Genomic DNA, 23160 nt, shown 5'->3' with positions numbered 1-23160 from the left:
TGCCGTTGGTAAGGGGCAAACAACTGTGTTTGAAATTCCCCGTTTCGGTCTCTTGGAACCAAAAGACCCTCAATCCGGCCATATTGTGTATCTAGATTTCGCTGATAGTAGCCGTTTCTCATATTCGGCGTTCCAGCCTGTTCGATTTCGAGGAAATTTTTGATTTCTTCCCGCATAATCAGTTCTAATTTTTCTTTTACAAACTGACGAATGGCATTTTCCAGTTGATTTGCCCAGTCGACATTCGGTATACTTCTTTTAGACATAGGTAGGGTACTCCTTTCTCTGGAATGTGTTGTGGTCCAAATCAGAGAATACCCTACCTTTTTTCTTTTGTTCTAGCAAAATGCTTTACACAAAATTTTATACATCATCGATCGCCGGCATGGCTATTTTATCGCATGCCGAGATAAAAGGTTTCCCCCCTCTCTCATCACGCCCGTTGCATTCCGTTTTTAAGAAATTCTTAAGAAAATCGTTGGTCGACCTTTAAGATTTCCTTTTTATAATCGGTATCAAAGTTTGGAAACGATTTGGTATATTGAAGGTGAATTATGAAATGTCTAATCAGTCGGTCGTTTCACGTCAAGCGGCGGACGGCGAGGCCGCCTTCACCCTTTTCGCCGAACGCTATTATTCTGCCGTTTTGGATTATCTGCGCCGGTTGCTCGCGGATGAGGCGCTCGCGGAAGACTTGACCCAAGAGGCGTTTTTAAAACTCCACGCGCAATGCCAAAAAGTTGGGCTTCCCGCCAATGTCCCATGTTGGCTGTTTTGCGTAGCCAAAAACCTATGCCGCGATTATTGGCGCAGCGCCCGCTTTCAAAAGGAACGAATTGGCGATGACGAGATCGCGGCACCATTTATTGTCGGTCATGATCAAGTTTTTGAGGCCGTTGCCCGGCGAGAAGCGAAGGAAGAAATCCGGGACTTGCTGCGCCGCTTGCCGGAAAAACAGCGTGAAATTGTCATGTTGCGCTTTTTCGAGGAACGCCCTTTGCGCGATATCGCGGAGGTGTTGTCCTGCCCGATCGGAACGGTGAAATCGCGCCTGTTCCAAGGCCTGCGGCACTTGCGCGACGAATGTGAGAAAAAGGGGGCTGCGTTTATTGGATAAGCTGAATATTTTGGTCGTCGACGATGATCGCGATATTCGCGAGGCGATCGGCATTTATTTGAAAAATGAAGGTTTTTCCGTCTATCAAGCGGAAAACGGCCGGGAAGCGTTGGAAATCCTGACGGACACGCCGATTCACCTCATCATCATGGACATCATGATGCCTGAGCAAGACGGAATCCGAACCACATTCAAAATCCGGGAAGGCAAAAACATCCCGATCATCATGCTCAGCGCAAAATCGGAAGATACGGACAAAATCCTCGGCTTGCAGATCGGGGCCGATGATTACGTCACTAAACCGTTCAATCCCCTCGAACTCATCGCCCGCGTAAAATCGCAATTGCGGCGCTATGTCACGCTCGGCACTTACGAAAAAAAGCCCCACACGATCGTGTTAGGCGGTCTGGCGCTGGACACCGAGGCGAAAGAGTTGAGAGTGGACGGCCAAGCGGTGCGGCTGACGCCGATTGAATATAAAATCGTCGAACTCTTGATGCGCCACGCGGGAAGGGTGTTTTCCATCCACGAAATTTATGAGCGGGTGTGGGAAGAGCCGGGTTTCCATCCGGAAAACACCGTCGCCGTTCACATCCGCAAAATTCGCGAAAAGATTGAAATCGACCCGGGGAATCCCCGGTATTTAAAGGTGGTTTGGGGCATTGGCTACAAAATGGAAAAATAAAGGGCTCTTCGCCGTTGCCGTGCTGCTCTTCATTTACGGCCTCAACGCATTGAGTTTGCTGTTACATGAGGGCTACCGCTTCGTCGGCCAATCCTACTTTGATACGCAGGAATATCAAAATTACCGGGACACCTTCATCGGCCATCTTCGTTTGTACGTCTTGTCCGGCAAATCGGAATCCGAATGGATCAACGCCATCCGCGAAAAGGATCCATATCAAGCGGACGTCAAAAATACACAAAAAAAGTATCAATCCTTGATCGACAAGGCGAAGGCCAAAGGCGACGAGAAAACGGCGAACGCCTTGAAAAAAGAGCTCGAAAAAAAGATATCGGTCTTAGACCGCCAATTTTCAAACGCCCTTGAGGAATTCAAGTCGGATTACGAACGGAAAAAAATGTTGTTTTATAACGAGGAGCGCGCTTTTAAATATCGAATTAAAGACATGAACACCGGGCAGGTTTACACCAATCTCCCTGAAGATAAAAACATCCGGGACGTGACCCGCCGATATCAAACCTTTCACCCGATACCGGAAGAGGCCTTTCATAAAGACGACCGAATGATGTCGGATATCGCGATGGGTTCCGCCGCTTATGAAGGCGAGATCGGTTTATCGCGACATGCCCCGAGCGACAGCGCTGTCATGATCGGGTACCGGGATTTTTTGAAGGACCAACGCCGATTTTATTTCACCACCCTCACCGGTTTGATCGCCTTGGCGGCCGGCATCGTATTGTTTATAAAGCGGCCGCTTTCGGTGGCGTCCGGGCCGTGGACGGCGCGCCTCCCCTTTGATGTCGTATTGGCGGGCGCCGCGTACGCCACTTTGTTCGTTTGGGATGTTTTTCGCGTATGGGGGAGTCCCCGCGATTTTATCAGCCTCATAATGGAGGCCGTCAAGTTGAGTGCCGCCTACATTTTATGGACCATGGCCATCGAACGGTGGCGCAAAGGAACGCCGGAGCGACTCTTGCGCCAATCTGTCACCTATCGTTTTTGGCGCGTCTGTCGGGACCTTTTCCTGAACCGGTCCATCGCGTTACAAACGTTAATCTTGCTTTTCGTGGTGTTCGTCGCGGGGATGTTGGCGTGGCCGATCTTGGGTGACCCGTCGCTCGTCTTTGTTTTCGGGCCGGTCGAATTGGTTTTGGGCCTGCCCGCGCTTTATGCGATTTTGAAGCGGTCCGCCGCGATCAGCCGCCTCGTCGAACATACAAACCATTTGGCGGCCGGGTTCATGCTGCCGGATTTACCGGCGCGGGGGCGATCGCCGTTTGCCCGGCTGGAAGCGAACATCAACCGCCTGAAACACGGGGTTGTGATTTCACAAGAAAAAGAAGCGAAAAGCGAACGTCTGAAAACCGAATTGATCACGAACGTCAGCCACGATTTGCGCACGCCGCTCACATCGATTATGACGTACGCCGAATTGTTGAAACAGCAGGCTCTGGGCGATGAAAAAAGCCGTGAATACGTGGAAATCATCACCCGGAAAGCCAAGCGCTTGAAAGTGCTCATCGACGATCTTTTTGAAGTGTCGAAAATGGCGAGCGGCGCCGTTGAACTCCAAAAGAGGCGCGTCGACCTCGTCCAGCTTTTGCACCAGGCCCTCGCGGAAAATGAGGAGCGCATCGCGCAATCCGGACTGACATTCCGGGTCAAAGCGCCGGAACAACCCATTTACGCCATGGTCGACGGGCAAAAATGCTGGCGCGTGTTCGATAATTTGATCGGCAATATCCTGAAATACTCGCTTGAAAACACGCGCGTCTATATTCATGCGGAAGTCAAAGGACAGGAAGCGGTGTTCACGTTCAAAAACATCACGAAATATGAGCTCAACGACGATGTCGATGAATTGTTCGAACGGTTCAAGCGCGGCGAACCGTCGCGGCACACGGAGGGTTCCGGTCTCGGGCTCGCCATCGCCAAATCGATTGTGGATTTGCACGGCGGCGGACTCGACATCGCCGTGGACGGCGATTTGTTCAAAGTGACCGTGACCTTCCCGCTTGCCCATTAATCTTCAGAACGGCGTTGCAAAGTCATCGCACTGACCGATTGCACCGCTTGCCTTGCCGCGTTTTGAAAAGCTTCCCAGAACGCCCGCACGTCCTCCGTTCCCGCGGTTTTTATGGAAATCTCCAACCATTTCAATTCTTCCAAAAGGCGCGGGGCGGACCCCACCCACATTTTTCGGTTATCATGGATGATGCAAAACGGGCTCTCAAAGCGGAAGGGCAGATAGAGATCGCGGTCGTTCGGGTGGCAGAGCACATGTTGATAGACGGTTTTTCCAGTCCATTTCGCGTAAAACACCCATGTCCGATCATTTTTCGCCGCCATTTTTTGCAACTTCTTCAGCGCATCATGATCACCGAGCAGACAATCCGCATAATGCGTGGACCAGTTGAGTTGTTCGCGGTATGGTACTAAATGCCCCAACCGCTGCATTTGAATTTCCAACGTTCGATATAAAACATCGTCTTTGTCGGGCTGTTCGATGATCGGCCCGATTTGCGCATGAATCATACGTGGGCAGCTCCTTGTCCAGAAAACATCCAAACATAATCATTCGTGACCGATCCAACATAAGCGGCCGGTCGCTTTAAGCATTAATCATTTGATAAAGAAGGATCGGAGCATGATCGCATTCGATAGGAGAAGGGCGATCATCGCATAAAAGCTGCCAACGATTTGCAAGGACGAGCGCCGGACAAAAGCGGTCGCCCCAAATAACAAGAAGAAGTCCTAACCGTCATGGACCACGTCCGTCTATTGGACAGGCAGATGAGTGAAAGAACGAGGCATAGATTGAAAATAGGTATTCTGTTTTAGCGAATGACAATCGGTGATCGCCATTTCATTGGTTTCAAGCGGAGCCGTCCCCGCTTTGTCGAAAAAAATCGGGTGCCGTCAACGCGCACCCTCTTGTCCATATTTTTCAGAATATAGTATATTGATATTGCGCGGGTGGATGAATCGCCGGCGGCGGCCGGGAAGCGAATCCGCATGGGCTGGAAAGGAGGGAAAAACGCGTGGCGGAATTCGCCTTTCAAGTCCTGGAGTCGTTCGGCACGTTGTCCGAATCCGAAAACGGATGGACGAAAGAACTCACAATCGTAAGCTGGAACAACCGCGAGCCGAAATACGACCTCCGCAGCTGGTCCCCGAACAAAGAACGCATGGGCCGCGGCATTACGTTATCGAAGGACGAACTCATCGCCCTGAAAAATTTGTTGAATCAATTGCCTCTTTAATCCTCAGCCTTTTCTTTTCACCGAATCCTTTTACAAAGCCCCACGAACCTTTTTACACGCCATAAGGAACGGCTGTACCCTTCAAAATCAGGAGCCATTTGTCCGCTGAAAACCGGCGCGAACCCACTCCGCTCATCCGTCGACGCCGGTTCTTAACTTCGACGGCAACCGCTCGACCAGTTTGCGCCGCAGCAGTTTGCCCGACGCGTTGCGGGGCAGACGGTCGACGAAAAACACGTGCTTCGGCACTTTATAGCCCGCGAGCCGGTTGCGGCAAAACGCTTCGACGTCCTCCGCGGCGAGTTTTGCCCCATTTTTCGTGACGATGAAGGCCGCCGGCACTTGCCCCCAGACGTCATCCACCGCTCCGACGACCCCGGCTTCTTCGATGAGCGGATGGCCGACGAGCGCCGCTTCCACTTCGGCGGGATAGACGTTTTCTCCGCCCGAAATGATCAAATCTTTGCGGCGGTCCAGGACGTATAAAAATCCGTCGTCATCCAAAACTCCGATGTCGCCGGTATGAAACCACCCGTCGCGCCAAGCCTCGGCCGTCGCCTCCGGCCGCTGCCAATAGCCCTTCGTCACATTGGGGCCTTTGACGACGATTTCGCCTTCCTCGCCCGGCCGCCGTTCCTTGCCGCTGTCGTCAACGATCTTGATTTCCGCGGGAAACAGCGGCTTGCCCGCCGAACCGATTTTTTCCATCATGTATTCCGGCGCGAGCGTGACGATTTGCGACGCCGTTTCGCTTAGCCCGTAGGTTTGAAAAACGGGGATTCCTTTCGCCTTGGCTTTTTCGAGGAGAGGCATCGGCGCGGGTCCGCCCCCGAGCAGCATACAGCGAAACCAAGCGGGATAAGCTTGATCGCCCAAGTCGTCGAGCAGCTTCGTCATCATGGCCGTCACGACCGACACGATGGTCACGCGCCGGGAAAAAATCGCTTCATTCACCGCCTTCGCTTCAAAGCGTTCTTGTAAAAACACCGGCATGCCGTAAATGACGCTTTTCATCAAAATGGACAAGCCGCTGACGTGGAAAAGCGGCACGGCGGCGAGCCATTTGTCGTCGAAGTTCACCCCGAGGTTGAGCGCCGAGCCGACCGCGCTCCACCAATGATTGCCGTGGCTGAGGATGACGCCTTTCGGACGCCCCGTCGTGCCGGACGTATAAATGATCGTATGCGGTTCATCCAGCCGGATCGTTTCTTTGAGCCGTGCGGGATGACGCGCGGGGGTGCTGATCCAGTCGCGGACGGCGCGCACCTCGGCGCGGCGCGGTTCCAAACCGTGGACGGAATCAAGCTTCGAACCGTCATGCAGCAAGAGCGAGGCGCCGCTGTCCTCGAGCTGCCAAGCGATTTCGGCGGGCGTTAAGCGCGTGTTGAGCGGAACGGCAATCGCACCCAAGTAAGCGAGCGCATGGTACGATTGAATCATCGCCAAACTGTTGCCCATCAAAAGCGCGACGCGGTCGCCTTCTTTGATGCCGTAAGCCTGCAAGTTCGCCGCGAGATTTCTCGTCGATTCATTCAATTCGCGAAACGTCACCGCCGCCTCGAAGGTTTCGACGGCGACCCGATCGGGCGTCAACTCCGCCCGTTTCCTGAGCCAATGCGGCATGACCGTGTCCGTCATCATCGTAAAACTCCCTTAAAATGTGTCGAACTTTAAAACACGCTTGAATGACATCAAGCGTGTTTTTTCTTTCGCGACGTCTTCTCTTTTTGCCTGTTCAATCACGGGAACCGCGGGAATTTGCTGAAATCCGGCTTCCGTTTTTCCTTGAAAGCGTCGCGGCCTTCCTTCGCTTCGTCGGTCGTGTAATACAAGAGCGTCGCATCGCCGGCGAGTTGCTGCAAACCGGCGAGCCCGTCCGTGTCGGCATTGAACGCCGCTTTCAGGAAGCGAATGGCCGTCGGGCTTTTTTCAAGGATTTCCTTCGCCCATTTGACCGTTTCTTCTTCCAAGCGCTCGAAGGGCACGACCGCGTTGACAAGCCCCATCTCCAGCGCTTCTTGAGCGGTATATTGGCGGCACAGATACCAGATCTCCCGAGCTTTCTTATGCCCGACGATGCGCGCCAAGAGGGCCGCGCCATAACCGGCGTCGAAGCTGCCGACTTTCGGACCGGTTTGGCCGAAAATCGCGTTTTCGGAGGCGATCGTCAAGTCGCAAACGACGTGCAACACGTGGCCGCCGCCGATCGCATAGCCGTTGACCATGGCGATGACCGGTTTCGGGATGACGCGGATGAGGCGTTGCAAATCGAGCACGTTCAGCCGCGGGATGTTGTCCTCCCCGACGTAGCCGCCGTGGCCGCGCACCTTTTGGTCGCCGCCCGAGCAAAACGCTTTGTCGCCCGCACCGGTCAAAATGATGACGCCGATGCTTGAATCGTCGCGGGCGCGCGAAAACGCGTCATACATTTCGTTGACCGTCTTCGGGGTAAAGGCGTTGCGCACTTCGGGGCGGTTGATCGTAATCTTCGCAATGCCGTCATACGTCTCATACAAGATTTCATCATATGTATGCGCGGTTTTCCATTCAATTGCCATACTCTCACCGTCCATTCTTTTACGGATTTTGCGGCGCCCGAACGAACGGACGCACGGCCGGTTTTCGGCCTTCGCCCAAGGCGGCGTTGGCGCTTCCAACCAGCGGGCTTTTCCAGTATCGGCAGCGAAACAGGCGGTTGCCCAAGAAGCGGGGGAGCTCGGCCAAGAAAACAAGGGTGTGCCGCCGCCGCAACCGCCGCGGCGTCTGCCGATTTCACCGGGCTTCAATGACCGCTTAACGCTTCAATTACTATTTTAGCAAAAATATCGGGCCGTTCCACGTGAACCGCATGGCCGCAACCGTCCACGATGCGCCGGACGCCGCACGGAAGCCGGGCGGCCATGCGCTCGGCAATTGTGACGAATTTCTCGTCCAAAGCGCCGACGACGAGGGTGATCGGCGTTTGGCAATGCGGGAGCGCATCCCAGAGCGACGGTTGGCGCCCCGTTCCCATCCCGCGCAAGCTGCCCGCCAGGCCGATCGGGTTTTGCGACAACCTTTGCCGGCGAATTTCCCGGCGGACGGCCTCCGGCAGGTCGCGCTGCGTCGCAAAAAGCGGAAGGTTTTCCCATTCTTCAACGAATGCTTCCAAACCGCAGGCCACGATCCGGTCGGCGAGGGCGTCGTCGCGCTCGGCGCGCGCCCGCCTTTCTTCGGGCGACTCCAAGCCGGGCGAAGCGCTTTCAAGCAACGTTTGCCCGATCCGGTGCGGGCGCATGATGGTGAAATACAGGGCGAGCCGGCCGCCCATCGAGTAGCCGACCACATGCGTTTTCTTGACGCCGAGCCGGTCCAACACGATCTCCAGTGCATCGGCGACCGCTTCCATTTTGTAATGGCGCACGTCCTCCGGCGAATCGCTTTCCCCGTGCCCGACGATGTCTACCGCGATCGTTTGAAACCGCTCCGTCCATTCGGGCAGGCACTTTGCCCACGTTTTCTTCGTGCCCGTAAACCCGTGCAGCAATAACAGCGGCTCGCCCGCCCCCTGGACGTCCACGCTGTAACGGACGCCGTTGGCTTCAATCTTCACGGCTGCCGCCCCCCTTCGACAAAATCAATCGCGAAAGGAAAAATGTTCCATCAATCATCCAGAGCGGCCGCAACCGCCGCCGCGACGGTTTGCCACAGCGACTTATGGATGGCCGTGTTCTGCCTGCGGTCGGTGACCGCTTCGATGATTTTCAAACCTTTGACACTGCGCGCTTCCGCAAGCGCCGCCCGCAATTCGGCCGCATCGGTCGCCTTTTTGTAAAAGGCTTGGTAAACGGCTGCGACCACGCGGATGTCCAGATCAAGCGGCGTGCCGAACAGCGTTTCAAAGTCCGCTCCGGCCGATTCGGCCTGCGGCAGGAAAGAAAATATCCCGCCGCCGTTGTTGTTGACGACGATGAGCGTCGCGTCCAAACCATGGCGTTTGGCGACCATTAGACCGTTCATGTCATGGAAGAACGAGAGATCGCCGATCAAAAGATGGAGCGGTCCGGACGACACACCGGTTCCGAGGGCCGTCGACACGACGCCATCAATGCCGTTGGCGCCGCGGTTGGCAAAGACTTCAATCGCTTTGTCCGTTTTTAAGAAAAAGGTGTCGACATCCCGGATCGGCATGCTGTTGCCCGCAAAAAGCGCGCCGCGATCGATCGCGTCCACGAGTTCCGTGACGACGCGGCCTTCAAACCATTCCTGTTCGCGAACGAAACGGGTGACGGTGTCCGCCGTGATCCCGTTTACGCTCTCCCAAAGAGCGACCCACTCCGCATGCTTCATGGGAGCGCCAAGCGCTTCGGCCCAATCCCGGCAAAACGCGGCCGGATCCGCGTGGATCACGCCGGAAGCCGTATGCGTCGGATCGCGCCAAGGATCGGCCTCATCAACGACGATGTGCACCTTCGGCCGGCAGGCTTCAAGATACTTCAAGAGCGGTTTGGAGACCGGCATCGCCCCGAAGCGGAGGATGCCGTCCGGCCGCACGCGCTCGCTGAACGCCGGCGCTCTTAAAAAGGCGTCATAGCTGTCGATCACCCGCTCGTCGCCGCGCGTGCCCGACCGCAGTCCGGATAGCGGATCGGCGAGGACGGGGGCATCGAGAACCCGCGCGAGGCGGAGGAGCGCTTCTTTCAATCGAGGATGGCGCAGCGGCCCCGCAATGATCAACGGTTTTTCTACGGTTCTCCACACGTCGGCGAGCGCCTTGTAATCTTCATTCGCAAGCGACGCGACGCCTCTTGCGATATGGCGGTTGTCCATGCCGCCCGCCGTCCGCCCGGCCTCCCAAAGAGGCGTGCGGTCGAGCTCGGGAACGAGCGGTTCGCGGAAGGGAAAGTTCACGTGAACGGGACCTTCCGGCGCGGCGCCGGCCATGAGGAACGCGCGGCGCGCGCTGGTCCGGGCAAACGCCGCCAGCGCTTCGCCGTCCTCGGGAATCGGCATGTCCTGATGCCATTTGACATGATCGCCGTACAGTTTCACTTGGTCAATCGCCTGCGGCGCCCCAACTTCGCGCAGCTCATGGGGACGATCGGCCGTCAACACAATGAGGGGAATGCGGCTGTAGCGCGCCTCAATCACCGCCGGGAAATAGTTGGCCGCCGCCGTCCCCGATGAACAGACGAGCGCGACCGGTTTCCCCGCCCCTTTTGCCAGGCCGAGGGCAAAAAAGGCGGCGGAGCGCTCATCGACATCGATCCATATCCGCGTGTCCGGATGGGCGTTGAACAACATCGCCAAGGGCGTGGAGCGCGAGCCAGGACTGATGACGACTTCGCGGACGCCGGCGCGCGCCAGCTCATCGACAAATGCGGCGGTAAAAGCCGTCAAGCCCTCGTTACGATTCATGCCCGCCACCTCCCAGAGCCTTGATCATCGGCCGGAATTTTATCTCGGTTTCTTCATATTCCTTCATCGGTTCGGAATCCTTGACGATACCGCAGCCGGCATAAAGGCAAGCTTCATCTTGATGAATGAGTGCGGAGCGGATGGCGACGGCGAAATCGCCGTTATCTTCCAAATCGAGCCAACCGATGGGCGACGCATACCATCCTCGCTCATGCCTTTCCCATTTTTGGATCACTTCGAGCGCCGCATCCCGGGGCGTACCGCCCATCGCCGGGGTCGGGTGCAACGCGCGAACGGCATCCAGGAGGGCGACACCCGTTTTGACTTCGCCTTCAATCGGCGTATATAAATGTTGGACGCTGTTCGTTTTCATGAGCCGCGGCCGGTCGGGAACGCTTAACCGTTCGCAAAATCCGCTTAACGTTGTGCGGATCATTTCGACGACAAAGCGATGTTCCGCTAAATTTTTGACGTCGCCGAGGAGTTCGTTGCCCAACCGCTCGTCGTCTTCAGGCGTGCCGCCGCGCGCCGCCGTCCCCGCCAGGCAGTCGCTGATCAAGCGCTGGCCGCAGCGCTTGACAAGCCGCTCCGGCGTCGCACCGACAAAGGCGGTGCCGCCGCGTTCAAAAGCGAAAATAAAGCGCCCCGCCTCCCCGGCGACGAGCCGCCGCAAAACCGCTTCGGGACGAATCGGCCCGTCGGTTTTTATCGTCACCGTTCGGGAAAGGACGACCTTTTCCAAATCCCCCTCATTGATTCTCTGCCGTGCCCGCTCCACGGCGGCGATCCAGTCTTCGCGGCGATCCGGGATGCGGTCAACGATCCGCACCTCTTGCTCATCTCCGCCGTTTTCCTTCATCAATTGACGGATATCTTCCGTCATCCGTTTAAAAAGTCGGACGGGATCCGCATCCGGCGCGATCACGGCGTTCATCATCAGCCATTTCTTTCCGCTCTCTGCGATGAGCAAGTAGCGGGGAAGGACAAACGCGACGCTGCCGAATGACGTCCACGGGCCGCTTGGCGAAACATCGTCAAAAAAAGAAAATCCGCCCGTCAGAAACGGGCCGGGGCCGCCGTGTGATGCGGCGGAAACAACGCGGTTCGACCATTCTCGTTTAAATTTTTCCGGACTTTTGAATCGCTCGCCGCCGTTCCCGTGCATGTCCACGGCTTTGCCGACGGCGCTGAAAGACCGTTCGCCACGAACGTGCCAGAACGAGCGAAAATCTTGAGCGACGGAGCGGCCGTTGGCGAAAAAGGCCAGCAAATCGGCCGTATCTGCGGGCACGGAACGGCTGTACAAGACGGCATGTCCCCGTTTACGCGCCACGGCTGCCGCCTTTTTTATCTCATCGAGCATGATCTCGTGTTCCACGCCGATCATCGTCAAGCCTCCTCATCAACACGGGCGGGCACAATGAACGCCCATCCTCAACTTAAGGAAAACCGCCTTGTGCCCGCCGAAGAAACGACGGCACCGCCCAAACGTTCAACGCGCTTGCATCCGGACAAGGCGCACGGGACGGCGCCGGATGTATCATCAAAGCTCTACCAGATGCGGAGACGCATCCGTGCCTATATTGCGGAAACAGGCATTCGTTCCCGTTTCAGCCTTTCAAGGAGAACCCGTTTGATTCAACGGTTCTATGCTTCATTATGAATCCACGCTCGGTTTTAGAGCGATGCCTATCGCGCGAGTAAAGGCAGATATGTGCCTTCCAACACCACTGCTAGCATACACCTGCCGCTTTTTGACTGTCAATTTAAGCAGACCGAGCGCGGCAATCGGTATAGGAGATAAAGCGGCTTTTTTACAAATGCTCCTATTTCTTTTCCGGAACGGGAACGAATTCCTCTGCCGTCTTTGGTGCTAGGACGCCCAGGCCAAGGCGTTGCCCTCACACGTCGGCCAAGTCAGCTCGAATCCGTTCAAACGGACCGTCCATTGCCACGGTGCTTTCAGACCGATTTCATTCACGAGCCTGGCCCCTACCCCATTCCGTACGCCTGTCTGTCCGGATCAGTGACCGGCTCGAAGGATAGTGGACCGTTCCCCACGGCTGTCGCATCCGCCGTTCGCTGCTTATACTTTGCAGATTTTGAAAGACCGCCGCCCACATCCTGTTCCACAACCTGTTGAACGGCGAGCAAAACCGCCTTGACAGAAAGAATCGCCAAGGTGACCAAAACGATCGGAATGAGCGCTAAATAGGGATAGGTCGTCCACAAAAAATGCCAATATGCGCCAATCAACCCGCCCCAGTCGTTGGACAACGAATAAGGGGCTTCATGACTAAACATGTTATCTTTCATAAGTATGCCGCCAATGGCAAGATTAAAGAGGCCGAGATGCGCCATCAATAAGAGCACTTGCACGATTTCCCGAACAAAGACGAGAACGAGTCTCGGGAACAAGTAAGGTTGCAAATGTTTTCGGACAAGATGCCAACGGCCGCCGCCGAGCACCTTGGCCGATTCAATGAATTCCTTTTGCAAAAGATGATCCGTTTCGTTATATAGGGTTTGAGCGGTGTTCGGCAAAGCAATCAGCGTCAACACCGCGACCGTGATCCATGTCCGCGCCCAAAACCCGTAGGAAAAGTGGTTCTCATGCATTCTCGCGTCCTGAAATAAAACCCATTGCAGAATAAAATAGGCGAGGAGCGCGATCGGAAAATAACTCAAACTTTCAAAGGGGGCCAGCACAATGCGGCCGATCTTCGGAATCCAAAGACGGAACGCGACGCCGATGATCGCGGCCAATACGACCCTGAGCCAGGCGATCAGAATGGCGAACCCGAGCGTGAACTTCGCGCCGATCAACACGACGATAAAGATGCTTTGCGCAAAATCATCGGCGCCCAAGGGCGGAAACTGCTGCGGCGGATACGGCGGCCGCGCGGCGATCCTATGTTGGGTGTTTAACGTCAAATCCGCGATGGGAATATGGTTGTGCCAGATCCAAAGGTAGGCAAAACTCCCCGCCAGCCACAAAAAAATATAGAAAAACCCGATCCAAAACAGCGGTTTTCGGACGAGCTGCCGCACCATCATACCGCCACCTTTTTCCCGGTCAAATGTTCCGCGTAGAGCCGCAAGCCCGCCATCAGAACATAGACGGGGATAAAGAATAATAAAATGCTCAGCGCGAAAATGTCCGGTTGCGGATGATCGAGGATGTAGCGCGTGATGCCGAAGATGTTGAAAACGTACTCGACGATGACCAAGTTGGACAACAAAACCGAGAAGATCGGCTTCAGATGCGTGCACAGGGTGATCAGAGCGTTCCGGTAAACATGGACGAGAACGATCCGGCTTCTTTTCAGCCCTTTGGCGCGGGCGAGATCGACATAAAGCTCGTTTTCTTCTTCGAGCACGGCGAGCAAAAGGATTCTGAAGAAGAGAATGCTCGGCAAAATCGTCAGGATGACGATCGGCACAAAATACGTCCGTTCAAAAGCGCCGGCCACGTTAAAGAGCAAGACCCCGGTCTGGTTGTAAATGGCGATGACGACGAAATCAAACACCGCGATGATCAAAAGATCCGGAATTGATTCCAAAAACGACAGAATGGAAACGATGACGTTCACCGTTTTCTTCGATCGCATGACGGTCGCGTAGGTAAGCAGAAGCCCAACGACAAACGAGGCGACCAACGCCGAGATAAAAATCGTAAACGAGTAGCCGTAGTATCCCCAATATTCCGGAAACACATTGTATGCCAAAGTGCGGGTGACTTCATTTTTCGTGTAGACCATATCCGGGGCATGCAAGAGCGAATGCACGATTTGTGTCAAAGCCCTCCAATAGGTCGGCCAGTTTAAGTGAAAGCCATTGGCGAACAGGCTCGGCACGGCTGAAACGAAAATAATGCCAAGAAAACAAACCAAGAATTTCAAAATCAATGCAATCCACGTGTTCTTCACCGCATATTCCTCCACTCTCCAAAACTCACAACTAAATGATCACACTACCGCCAAATTGATCGCTTTTTTTCCAATATATTATACGTTGGATATTATTTCAAAGTTTTTTGTTATTTTACACCCTTTTTTCTTACCGAAAAGGTTACATGGATTCATCATCGCTTCCATTCGCTTATCACGGGTCGATTTAACCAGTCGCCCCTCCCGCCGCTCAATCTTATTGAAAAATACCCGCGACGATCAAGATTCTGAATTTCGCCTACGTTCGTCCCTACCGTTGCATACTTGTTTCTTTTCATGGATCTCTTTCTCTCGAAAGCTGATCGTTTCGCAGGGACGCTTGGCGGCGGACTGAAACAAGCGATTGCCAGCGAACGTGATGAACCGATTTTTCACGCATTTCATTCATCGCCCCGTTTTTCCAAAGCAGGCGGCTAGGCCCCGCCCGTCCCGGTTGTGATCATTGACACCCTTTTGGGATTCTCATAAACTTGAATTGAACTTCGGTCACATGATTAAATGATCGGTTGTTGGGAGAGACGATCATGGCAAACATAGAAAGAAACACCGGTTGGCGGATTTGGTGGCAGCTGCTTCGCCCCCACACGTTGACGGCATCGTTTGTCCCCGTGATTTTGGGCACAGCGATCGCGCTGTCATACGGCCGCATTCATATTCTTTTATTTATCGCGATGCTCGTCGCCTCGCTGTTGATCCAGGCGGCGACGAACATGTTCAACGAATATTTTGATTACAAAAGGGGCCTCGACACCGCGGATTCCGTCGGCATCGGCGGCACCATCGTCCGCGACGGCATTCCGCCCCAAGTCGTACTGAATCTCGCTTATCTTTTTTGCTTTGCCGCGATGTTGATCGGCGTGTACATCTGCATGGCCACGAGTTGGTGGCTCGCGCTCGTCGGCACCATGTGCATTTTGGCCGGCTATCTCTACACCGGCGGCCCCTATCCGATCGCCTATACGCCTTTCGGGGAATTGGTGTCCGGACTTTTCATGGGGCTCATCATCGTGCTCATCTCCTTTTATATTCAAACCGGCACCGTCACGATGACGAGCGTTCTCCTCGCGGTGCCGATCGCCATCTTGGTCGCCGGCATTTTGATGGCCAACAACATCCGCGACCTTGACGGCGACAAAGAAAAAGGGCGGCGCACGCTCGCCATCCTTCTCGGTCGAAAAAGGGCGGTCGCTTTTTTGACGGGGATGTTCGCCGTTGCCTACATCTGGATCGTCGGCCTGATGATCTTCCGGGTCGAATCCGCATGGCTGTTAATCGTCTTTTTCAGCCTTCCGAAGGCGTTCCAAGCCGCCAAACTGTTTAAAGGCAAAACGCAATCGATTCAGCTCATGCCCGCCATGAAAGCGACGGCGCAAATGCATACGTTGTTCGGCATGCTTTTGTCGCTCGGGCTCATCCTCGATTTCGTCCTGACGACCTGACGCACGGGAACGGACAGGACAAGACGGGATCGCCCGTCCGCGGCAGACGACTGTCAAAAAAAGAGGCGGACCTAAAAGGGCTTTTTCCCCCTTTTGGGTCCGCCTTCGTTTTGCGGAACAACTTATGCCGTCCAATTTCATCCGAACGCCGCCGGAGCTTTTTCTGGCCGATGGTCATGATTCCATCCAATTAAGAAAGCTTCCGCGTAAAACCGCATCGTTTTTCATTAAACTCCGGCGCCGCTTTTCTTGGAATGCCCCATGGCTTTCAGTGGATTCCCCGCCATCGTGAATTTCGAGGATTCTCGAGGCCCCCGTTCTCGCCGACGCTATCCGGATTGCAGTGGGCACGCGCAGCGCCGACCGGTTTCCCAACAAGTTTTTCCAAGCCGCCGTAACTGATACTGCATTCTCGACGAAAGATGCCACATGTACAGAGGCACCATGTGGCGGTTGAAAAGAAAGGCACAACGTTCAACCACACAAAAACAGGCTTTTATAAAAGAAAAAACCGCCTTGTTCGGCGGATCGTGCTCAAACCGATTAGGCAAAAAAGCTTTGATAAAGCAGGAAAACGTTCAGGGAGATGACGAGCATCGCGATCAGCCAAGCGACCAGCGTCGTGATTTTTTTATTGACAAGGTTCCCCATCAAGCGCCGATCGCTCGTAAACAAGATGAGCGGGATGAGCGCAAAGGCGATGCCGAAGGACAAAATGACTTGGCTGATGACGAGCGCCCGCGACGGATTCACACCGGTGAGGATGATGGCCAGCGGCGGAACCATCGTGATCAATCGCCGCAAATAGATGTTGATGCGTCGCTTGATGAAACCTTTCATCATGATGTCGCCCGACATCGTTCCCACCGTGGAACTCGACAGGCCGGCGGACAATAATCCGACCCCAAACAGCAAAGCGGAAACCGGAGCAACCAAACGCCCAAGTTCATGGAACGCGACATCGATGTCTTCGACGCGGAGGCCGTTTTCGTGAAAGAGCGCCGCGGACATGACGAGCATGCTCGCGTTTATCGCGCCGGCGATGAACATGGCGATCAGAATGTCGATGAATTCGAAGCGAAAGATTTTTTTCCGCTCCAGTTCGTTCGCGCCGACCACCCGATTTTGCGTGAGCGACGAATGCAAATAGATCGCATGCGGCATGACCGTCGCCCCGAGAATCCCCGCCGAAAGCAAAAGGCTTTCCGTGCCGTGAAATTTCGGGACGAGCAGCCCGTGAGCTACGGCGCCGGCATCGGGTTGTGCCAAGAAAATTTGAAACGCGAAAGCGAACACGATGACAAACACCATGGCGGTGATCCCGGCTTCCAGCTTGCGCACGCCTTTTTGTTCCAACATGAGAATGAGAAAGGATAGGACGGCGACGAGCACGGCTGACGTCAGCATCGGCAGGCCGAACACCAAATACATGCCGAGCGCAGCTCCCGTAAACTCGGCGAGATCGGTGGCCATGACGACGAGTTCGCTTTGCAGCCAAAGAAAGATATTCACCGGTTTAGAAAAGCGGTTGCCGGCGACCTCCGGCAAATTTTGGCCGGTGGCGATGCCGAGTTTGGCCGACAACGTTTGGATGAGTATCGCCATTAAATTGGAACAGGCGATCACCCATAACAGCATATAACCGTACTTTGACCCAGCCGCGATGTTGGTCGCGAAATTGCCGGGATCGATATAAGCGACCGAAGCGATAAACGCCGGTCCGAGAAAGGGCAAAATGCTCTTAAGTCCCCTCGTCTCTCCGCGCAAGGCGCTGTACGCGCCGGGAACGGTTCCTTTCATTTGACGAGGAATTACCCAACGATAATAGCTCGATTTGCTCCCCATGCGCTCATCCCCCATGCCCCGCTCACACAAACGGCATGATCGTTTTTGTCTCAGACAAAGCCGCGGGCGGCCCAACAGCCTCCGAGCGAAGCAAATATTGCTTGACTCTATTTTATTTTATTAATAAAAAAATGTTTCCTTAAGGAAAAATTAATTCGTTTTCAGTGTACGGTTTGCTAATGAAAAAGTCAATCAAAACACTCCTGTTTGAAAAGCCGCACCGTAAATAAATTCGGCTCCTTTTTATTTTCCCAAGGAACATGCGATTTTATGGGGACTGAAACAAGCAGGTTGTTTTGAAAAACGCCACATTGTAAAAAGGAACAGTTCACCGCAGAAATGAATCGCAAAATAATCGTTTGGCGATTTTTTTGGAAAGAAGTCATAAAAAAAGCGGGCGCTATAAATCTCGGGAAGAACGACTCCAACCCGGCAACTATGTCTTTTGATTTACATTTTGCATTAAAAATGAAAAATTAAATGTTTTTTATGGTTAATTTGGAAAACCTAGATGTCCTCCTTTCCTCCATCCAATGAAGTGCAGGGCGAAATCAACGAAAACGAAGAACAATTCAACGAAATCAACCAAGAATTCAATGTAAATCAGCGAGAATTCAATAAATCTAAACTTTCTTAAAAAATAACTGCATTTGCAGTTATTGCCTCCTGATTTTTATAAAAATTAATATTTCGGTACTAAATAGCCGATTCCTCACAATGTTCCATAATGGCTGATGGATTGGCCATGGACGGTATCATCGGCAACTTGGTGATAGGTCCGTCAATAAACAAAAAGCAGGTATTGTAAAAAGGGCACAATACCTGCTTGGCGATCCCGGAAAAACCCCGGCGCCCATCTCGGAGCGTTCCGATCAGATTTTTACCCGGCGTGTCGCCATAAAGAAGGGGGAAGAAGGAGCCGCCCCAATAACCAACTTTTGAAAACAGGAATACAAGCGTCATTTTAAAACGAGTAGAACGAGTCAAACGATGAGGGCGATCCTTAAAAGAGCCAATGATGTATAAAAGTCTTTTCTAAATTTTGGATCCATACGAATCTCACTTATGATCAAAATAACTGGAATCACCCTTTATGAACGGAAACCGCTCTCTATCCTATTTCTGTCCGCTTCGTCCCTGCTCTGTCCGACGGTGCGAACGGTTTGCCGCTCTTTCCATCTATTCATATAGGCCTTTTCAATAAAATGCGGGTCGCACGCATACAACCTGATGACATCGCGGATTTCTTCGGCGCGATATTTGGCATTGCGGTTATGCGCCAGCGACGGATAGCCTGAACCGCGCTGCAAGTAATCGGAACTCGCCACCGTGTACCACGCTTCGTCTCTTAAAGGTTGATCTCCGACGAGCACTTCGACGACATGGGTGCCGTCATGGATCACGGTGGCGCCGGAGACATGCAGCCGTCCTGCATACTTTCCTCTAAACCCGGGGCCTCTACCGTCCGCCAGGCAGACTTGGACATCGAGCGATTGTTCCAAAGCCGTTCGGATATCCTTCCCTTTAATTTCAAAAGCGGTGGGATTTAACGGGGACGGGCAGACTTCAATTAACTTCTTTTCGGTTAAATAGCGGAAAATGCCGGCGTTCACGATCCCGCTGTTTATTAAACCAATATCGCACGCCAACATTTCTCTTAAACCATCCGCAATCAAGTTCGTGAGCGGATTTTCTTCAATGACATCGTGCCAAAGCGGACGATCGATGGCGTAAAGCGGACGGCTTAAGGCTTCCACCGCTTTCGCCTTATTCGTTTTTAAGATCGCCATGACCTCATCATCCGCATCCATCTCGGCGGTGGACAGAGTCGCGGAATGCAGCAACTCGACCATGCCATCCGCAACTTCCAGCTCCAGAACGCCGACATATTCCCCGTAACATCCCGCACTATTCAAGATGGTTCCGTTGATCCTTTTGGCTTCAGAAAAAAGCTTATGGTCATGTGCGGATAAGATGACATTGATTTCGCTTATTTCCCGGGCAAGTTCCTCATCCGCCGCCGTTCCCACGTGGTTCAAAACGACGCAAAGATCGTATTTCCCTTGATTCCTTTTGATTTCTTCGTAGATGGCTTCTTTGTATGAAGGGACATAAATGCCCAGCCCGTCGTTGAAAACGCCCAAATCAGGAGAAGCCCCCGTAATCAAAATGCGGCATCCGCCTTTTTCGATAATTGCACTGGGCACCACGCCATTGATTTTCGTTCGATCCTTTTTGAATAGATTGATGCTGATAAACGGAAACCGGCTATGGGTGGCCATATGCTCAAGCGTATCGACACCGTTGAACATCTCATTATTTCCGATCGTCAAAGCGTCGTAACCGAGAGCTTCCAACAATTCAACCGCGGCCATTCCCTTCGTCCCGCGCAGCTCGATGCTTTTAAAATCCGCAAAATCACCGCCATCAAGGAGCAGCGTGTGTTCGTCCTTCAGTTTTCGGATCAATGAAGCCGCTCTTGAAAAATTTTCAAAATGACTGTGCACGTCGTTGGTATGGATAATTTTGAGTTTCATAAACTTCCCCCACGAAGCATTGAATTTCGCTCTATCTATTTTCGCCGCTGGCTGGATAAGTTCCTGCCGGACAACCATCGAATGGGAAAAACGGGAGGCCGTAAACCTTTTGCCGGGGCTTCCATGAACCGAACTGACGGCTTTGATATTCGGGGCTTCAGCCATTTCTAAAGCTTCGGCCCGTTTCTGCACAGGCACGGCATTTCGTTTCGGGCCGGCGATAAAACTTGCGGCGATCGTCGTCAACACCCCTGAAGCAAGATAAACGGCAAACTTTTTCATGGCCATCCTCCAATGATCATGGCAAATTTAACCCGAATGGTGAAAGGAACCCGTTTGACTATAAAATAAAAAAGATTATTGCATTTTATATCATGTGCGGATGGTTTTGTCTTCCCAAATAAAGAATGCAAACCCGAAAATTTTCATACGGGAGAGATAATGGGCACGACGGCCCGACATCGTGGCTCGTTTTTGTATCCTGCACATAACAAAACCGGCGTTCTGTCGAAACACGCCGGTTTTCATAAATACGAAAGGGCAGTATGTTCAGCCGTTACCAGGAATCCCATTCTTCAAGGATCTTATCCATCCGCTCGATAAAATCATGGACCCTCTCAAAATACGGCAAGGCCTCCAGTTTCTTTTTTACCCCATCTTTGAGCCTTTTCTTCAGAGCCTCAATCTGGCTGAAAACCGCCTGTAACTCTTGGAGATCTTTATTTTCTTTCCCTAACTTGTTTTGCAGCGCTTCCGCCTTGGAGAGGGTGGCCTTTAATCCTTTAACCGGTTCGGTTAAGCCAGCCACATCCTTTTGAAAGGCGTCTAAAACGGCTTCAAATTGATCGGCCTTTTTGGCGTTCAAAGTATTCAGGATGAACAAGTGCCGTTCGGAAAGGTCGTCTGCCAGTTGTTCCATCTGATTGATTTCAACCTTTGCCTCATCCAATGTCGGCTGAATGGAGGCTGCTTGCTTTTCCCCGTTCTGAATCATTGCTTCAAGCTGTTGTTCCAATCGGGCTTGATCGCCTTGTCCCGGATGGCCGGTTTGCTCCTTCCCGTCGTTTTCGCCCCCGCTATTTGTCCGATGACTGTCTGATGCTCCGCCGGATTCGTCGGCTGAATGGCCGGATGGCGCGGATGCCGTCCCTTCGTCGGATGAGCCGACGGCCAAAAATTGAAGAATTTGTTTCAATTGTTCTTCCGAATATTGATCCTTGTTCTGATTGATGTCACGCTGCAATTCGTCAATATCCCGCTTAAATCCGGCCAAACGGTCCATGAAGCTCTGCCTTTGCGTCTGCAAGGCTTTTATCTCGCCTTGCAGGGACTTGGCCTCATCTTGGATTTCTTTTAAACGTTGTTCCAAGTTTTTCAGGGGTGGGGCAATGTCGGTTGTCTGCTTGTTTTGACCCGTTTTTTTGGCATCGCTGCCCGGTTTCTGCCCGGTGAAGGAACTAAAGGCGTTTTCATCTTGTTCAATCGTAACCATGATTTGCTTGAGCCACTGATCGGCTTCCTCCAAAGCAGCCCCCCACGCGCTGGCGCTTTGATTCAACCCGTTGTATCTTTCACCGATTTGTTTCGCGAGCGGCTCCAGTTCGTTCGGCGAGTCCGCGGCCGCTTGCGCTTCTTTCAAGAGCTGCTGCAACAACGCGGTCTGCTTTTCATTGGCAGCCGTTTCCGCCAACGCTTTCGCTTTCTGAATCCGCGCTTTCACCTGATCCAATTGTTCCTTGAGCAAAGGCATTTCTTTCTCGATTTCATCCAAGGTTTTGCCCGAGGTTTGTGATTTCGATTCTAAACGGGCGTCTTCACATTGTCCATCAAAACACGTCTCGACAGTCGCGTTCGGCAGGGAAATGGCGTCTGCGGTTTGCTCGCTTAATGTCATTTTGACGCCTGTCATGCACACCCAATCCGGTTGGCTCGGAATGCAAACACCGCCCAGCCCCGGCATTCCCATTAATTTCCCTTTTAAGTTTTCAACGTCAATGGGGCCCTGGGATTTGATTTTGATGACAAGCGTCCCTTTATCCGCGGTTTCTAACTTTTTGGTGATGGTTAATCCGTATATCTTCCCCTCGCCGATATCCGCTTCGCCTTGTGAAAGGATCTTCATAACATCGATTGTGCCTTCGACTTTATCCGCCTCAATCAAAAAACCGCCGCTGTTGCCGGAGCCGTCGTCTTCGCCTTCGCCCAATGCCATTCTCGGCGAAAACGACGGGAAACAGATGCCTATTATAATAACAATCATCCATCCAAACAGGATGAGGCGTTTATGAAGCTTTTTACTAGATTTCATATCACAATCCCCTTGCCCGCCATTCTTTCCCCGCCGGATCCGCCGCAAGCAGAAATCTAGCTTGAAGAACTTGAACTGGCGACTTCGCTCGTATCAATCAAATTCGTTTTCGCCTTTTCCCCTTTATCGGGCCGGTTCATTTGGTCCGGACCATTGGCGTCCGGAGCGATCACATGCTCTTCCCAACCGATGCAAAGCGCTCCGCCGATCAGGCCCAAAATGGTGCCGAGCAAGAATCCGCCAAGAGCGCCCATAATGGAAAGAATGGACAGGAACATCGTGATCACGCCAAGAACGGTCGAGAATTGCGGGAATATATAGGAAAGAACGCCTAAAATCAACACAAGGACGCCGAACAGCAGCCCGATGAAAGCAAAGCTGCCGGGGACAAAGGCAATCGCGTACAGCTGGATGGGAATATATAAAATCAACAGCCCTGCCAATACCGAGAAAGTCGCCCCCCAAAACGGCCGGCGGCTTCTCCACGCTTTAAATTTGCCCGCGTTCTCCAATTTTTCCAGCCGTTTTTCCAATTTTGCCCGGGCCTTTTCCAACCTTTCTTGTTTTTTTTCAGCCTTGGCAGCCGCGTCGCCCATGGCGGCTTCCCTCCTCGATACAT

At 53.2% G+C, this 23160-nt stretch carries 18 protein-coding genes; 5 read left to right on the top strand and 13 right to left on the bottom strand.

The features are described 5' to 3' along the window. Window positions 1–266: transposase (locus CCB157_RS10090; RefSeq protein WP_193432283.1), on the bottom strand; the 266-nt coding region annotated here is incomplete at its 3' end. A 293-nt stretch (window positions 267–559) separates the two neighbouring features. On the opposite strand from CCB157_RS10090, the gene CCB157_RS10085 reads away from it, so the two are divergent. The 3 genes from CCB157_RS10085 to CCB157_RS10075 are packed head-to-tail and all read left to right on the top strand — an operon-like array spanning window position 560 to window position 3828. Then, window positions 560–1117 carry an RNA polymerase sigma factor gene (locus tag CCB157_RS10085; protein WP_077615767.1) on the top strand — a complete coding sequence of 186 codons (558 nt, stop codon included), beginning with the start codon at window positions 560–562 and terminating at the stop codon, window positions 1115–1117. Then, window positions 1110–1802, top strand: a complete 693-nt coding sequence (locus tag CCB157_RS10080; protein WP_077615766.1) for a response regulator transcription factor — start codon at window positions 1110–1112, stop codon at window positions 1800–1802. Before CCB157_RS10085 ends, CCB157_RS10080 begins: the two co-directional genes overlap by 8 nt. Beyond that, complete coding sequence (locus tag CCB157_RS10075) at window positions 1780–3828, top strand: histidine kinase dimerization/phospho-acceptor domain-containing protein (RefSeq protein WP_077615765.1); 2049 nt, start codon at window positions 1780–1782, stop codon at window positions 3826–3828. Before CCB157_RS10080 ends, CCB157_RS10075 begins: the two co-directional genes overlap by 23 nt. Here CCB157_RS10075 and CCB157_RS10070 read toward each other — a convergent pair. After that, complete coding sequence (locus tag CCB157_RS10070; RefSeq protein WP_077615764.1) at window positions 3825–4337, bottom strand: putative DNA-mimic protein; 513 nt, start codon at window positions 4335–4337, stop codon at window positions 3825–3827. The two genes, CCB157_RS10075 and CCB157_RS10070, sit on opposite strands and share 4 nt — an antisense overlap. Window positions 4338–4843: 506 nt before the next feature. Here CCB157_RS10070 and CCB157_RS10065 point away from each other — a divergent pair. Beyond that, window positions 4844–5065, top strand: a complete 222-nt coding sequence (locus CCB157_RS10065) for a YdbC family protein (RefSeq protein WP_077615763.1) — start codon at window positions 4844–4846, stop codon at window positions 5063–5065. Between the two features lie 132 nt (window positions 5066–5197). On the opposite strand, the gene CCB157_RS10060 is transcribed toward CCB157_RS10065, so the two are convergent. The 7 genes from CCB157_RS10060 to CCB157_RS10025 all read right to left on the bottom strand — a co-directional run bounded on the left by CCB157_RS10060 (window position 5198) and on the right by CCB157_RS10025 (window position 14391). Beyond that, complete coding sequence (locus CCB157_RS10060; protein ID WP_077615778.1) at window positions 5198–6703, bottom strand: o-succinylbenzoate--CoA ligase; 1506 nt, start codon at window positions 6701–6703, stop codon at window positions 5198–5200. A gap of 101 nt (window positions 6704–6804) precedes the next feature. Then, complete coding sequence (menB, locus tag CCB157_RS10055) at window positions 6805–7623, bottom strand: 1,4-dihydroxy-2-naphthoyl-CoA synthase (protein WP_077615777.1); 819 nt, start codon at window positions 7621–7623, stop codon at window positions 6805–6807. A 224-nt stretch (window positions 7624–7847) separates the two neighbouring features. Next, the gene (menH, locus tag CCB157_RS10050; RefSeq protein WP_077615762.1) at window positions 7848–8657 is read right to left on the bottom strand and encodes a 2-succinyl-6-hydroxy-2,4-cyclohexadiene-1-carboxylate synthase; all 810 of its coding nucleotides are present in this window, start codon (window positions 8655–8657) and stop codon (window positions 7848–7850) included. Between the two features lie 50 nt (window positions 8658–8707). Further along, window positions 8708–10462 (bottom strand): 2-succinyl-5-enolpyruvyl-6-hydroxy-3-cyclohexene-1-carboxylic-acid synthase, encoded by a 1755-nt coding sequence (menD, locus tag CCB157_RS10045; RefSeq protein ID WP_077615761.1) that lies wholly within the window; start codon window positions 10460–10462, stop codon window positions 8708–8710. Next, complete coding sequence (locus CCB157_RS10040; RefSeq protein WP_077615760.1) at window positions 10452–11849, bottom strand: isochorismate synthase; 1398 nt, start codon at window positions 11847–11849, stop codon at window positions 10452–10454. The genes menD and CCB157_RS10040 overlap by 11 nt, the downstream gene beginning before the upstream one ends. A 605-nt stretch (window positions 11850–12454) precedes the next feature. Then, on the bottom strand, window positions 12455–13516 hold the full coding sequence (locus tag CCB157_RS10030) for an ABC transporter permease subunit (protein ID WP_158077279.1): 1062 nt from the start codon (window positions 13514–13516) through the stop codon (window positions 12455–12457). Beyond that, entirely contained in the window at window positions 13516–14391 is an 876-nt protein-coding gene (locus CCB157_RS10025) for an ABC transporter permease subunit (RefSeq protein ID WP_077615757.1), read from the bottom strand. The genes CCB157_RS10030 and CCB157_RS10025 overlap by 1 nt, the downstream gene beginning before the upstream one ends. 545 nt (window positions 14392–14936) lie before the next feature. On the opposite strand from CCB157_RS10025, the gene CCB157_RS10020 reads away from it, so the two are divergent. After that, window positions 14937–15851 (top strand): 1,4-dihydroxy-2-naphthoate polyprenyltransferase, encoded by a 915-nt coding sequence (locus CCB157_RS10020; RefSeq protein WP_077615756.1) that lies wholly within the window; start codon window positions 14937–14939, stop codon window positions 15849–15851. A gap of 543 nt (window positions 15852–16394) precedes the next feature. Here CCB157_RS10020 and CCB157_RS10015 read toward each other — a convergent pair. The 4 genes from CCB157_RS10015 to CCB157_RS10000 all read right to left on the bottom strand — a co-directional run bounded on the left by CCB157_RS10015 (window position 16395) and on the right by CCB157_RS10000 (window position 23137). After that, the gene (locus CCB157_RS10015) at window positions 16395–17651 is read right to left on the bottom strand and encodes an Nramp family divalent metal transporter (RefSeq protein ID WP_143287004.1); all 1257 of its coding nucleotides are present in this window, start codon (window positions 17649–17651) and stop codon (window positions 16395–16397) included. Between the two features lie 1136 nt (window positions 17652–18787). After that, entirely contained in the window at window positions 18788–20515 is a 1728-nt protein-coding gene (locus CCB157_RS10010) for a bifunctional metallophosphatase/5'-nucleotidase (RefSeq protein WP_238594655.1), read from the bottom strand. A 274-nt stretch (window positions 20516–20789) separates the two neighbouring features. After that, the gene (locus tag CCB157_RS10005) at window positions 20790–22541 is read right to left on the bottom strand and encodes a hypothetical protein (RefSeq protein WP_077615754.1); all 1752 of its coding nucleotides are present in this window, start codon (window positions 22539–22541) and stop codon (window positions 20790–20792) included. Window positions 22542–22597: 56 nt separating this feature from the next. Next, window positions 22598–23137, bottom strand: a complete 540-nt coding sequence (locus CCB157_RS10000) for a DUF6114 domain-containing protein (protein ID WP_077615753.1) — start codon at window positions 23135–23137, stop codon at window positions 22598–22600. Window positions 23138–23160 lie beyond the last annotated feature (23 nt).

The organism is Caenibacillus caldisaponilyticus (assembly GCF_002003465.1).
GTDB lineage: Bacteria > Bacillota > Bacilli > Bacillales > Sporolactobacillaceae > Caenibacillus > Caenibacillus caldisaponilyticus.
This window is presented reverse-complemented; position numbering and strand designations above follow the sequence as displayed.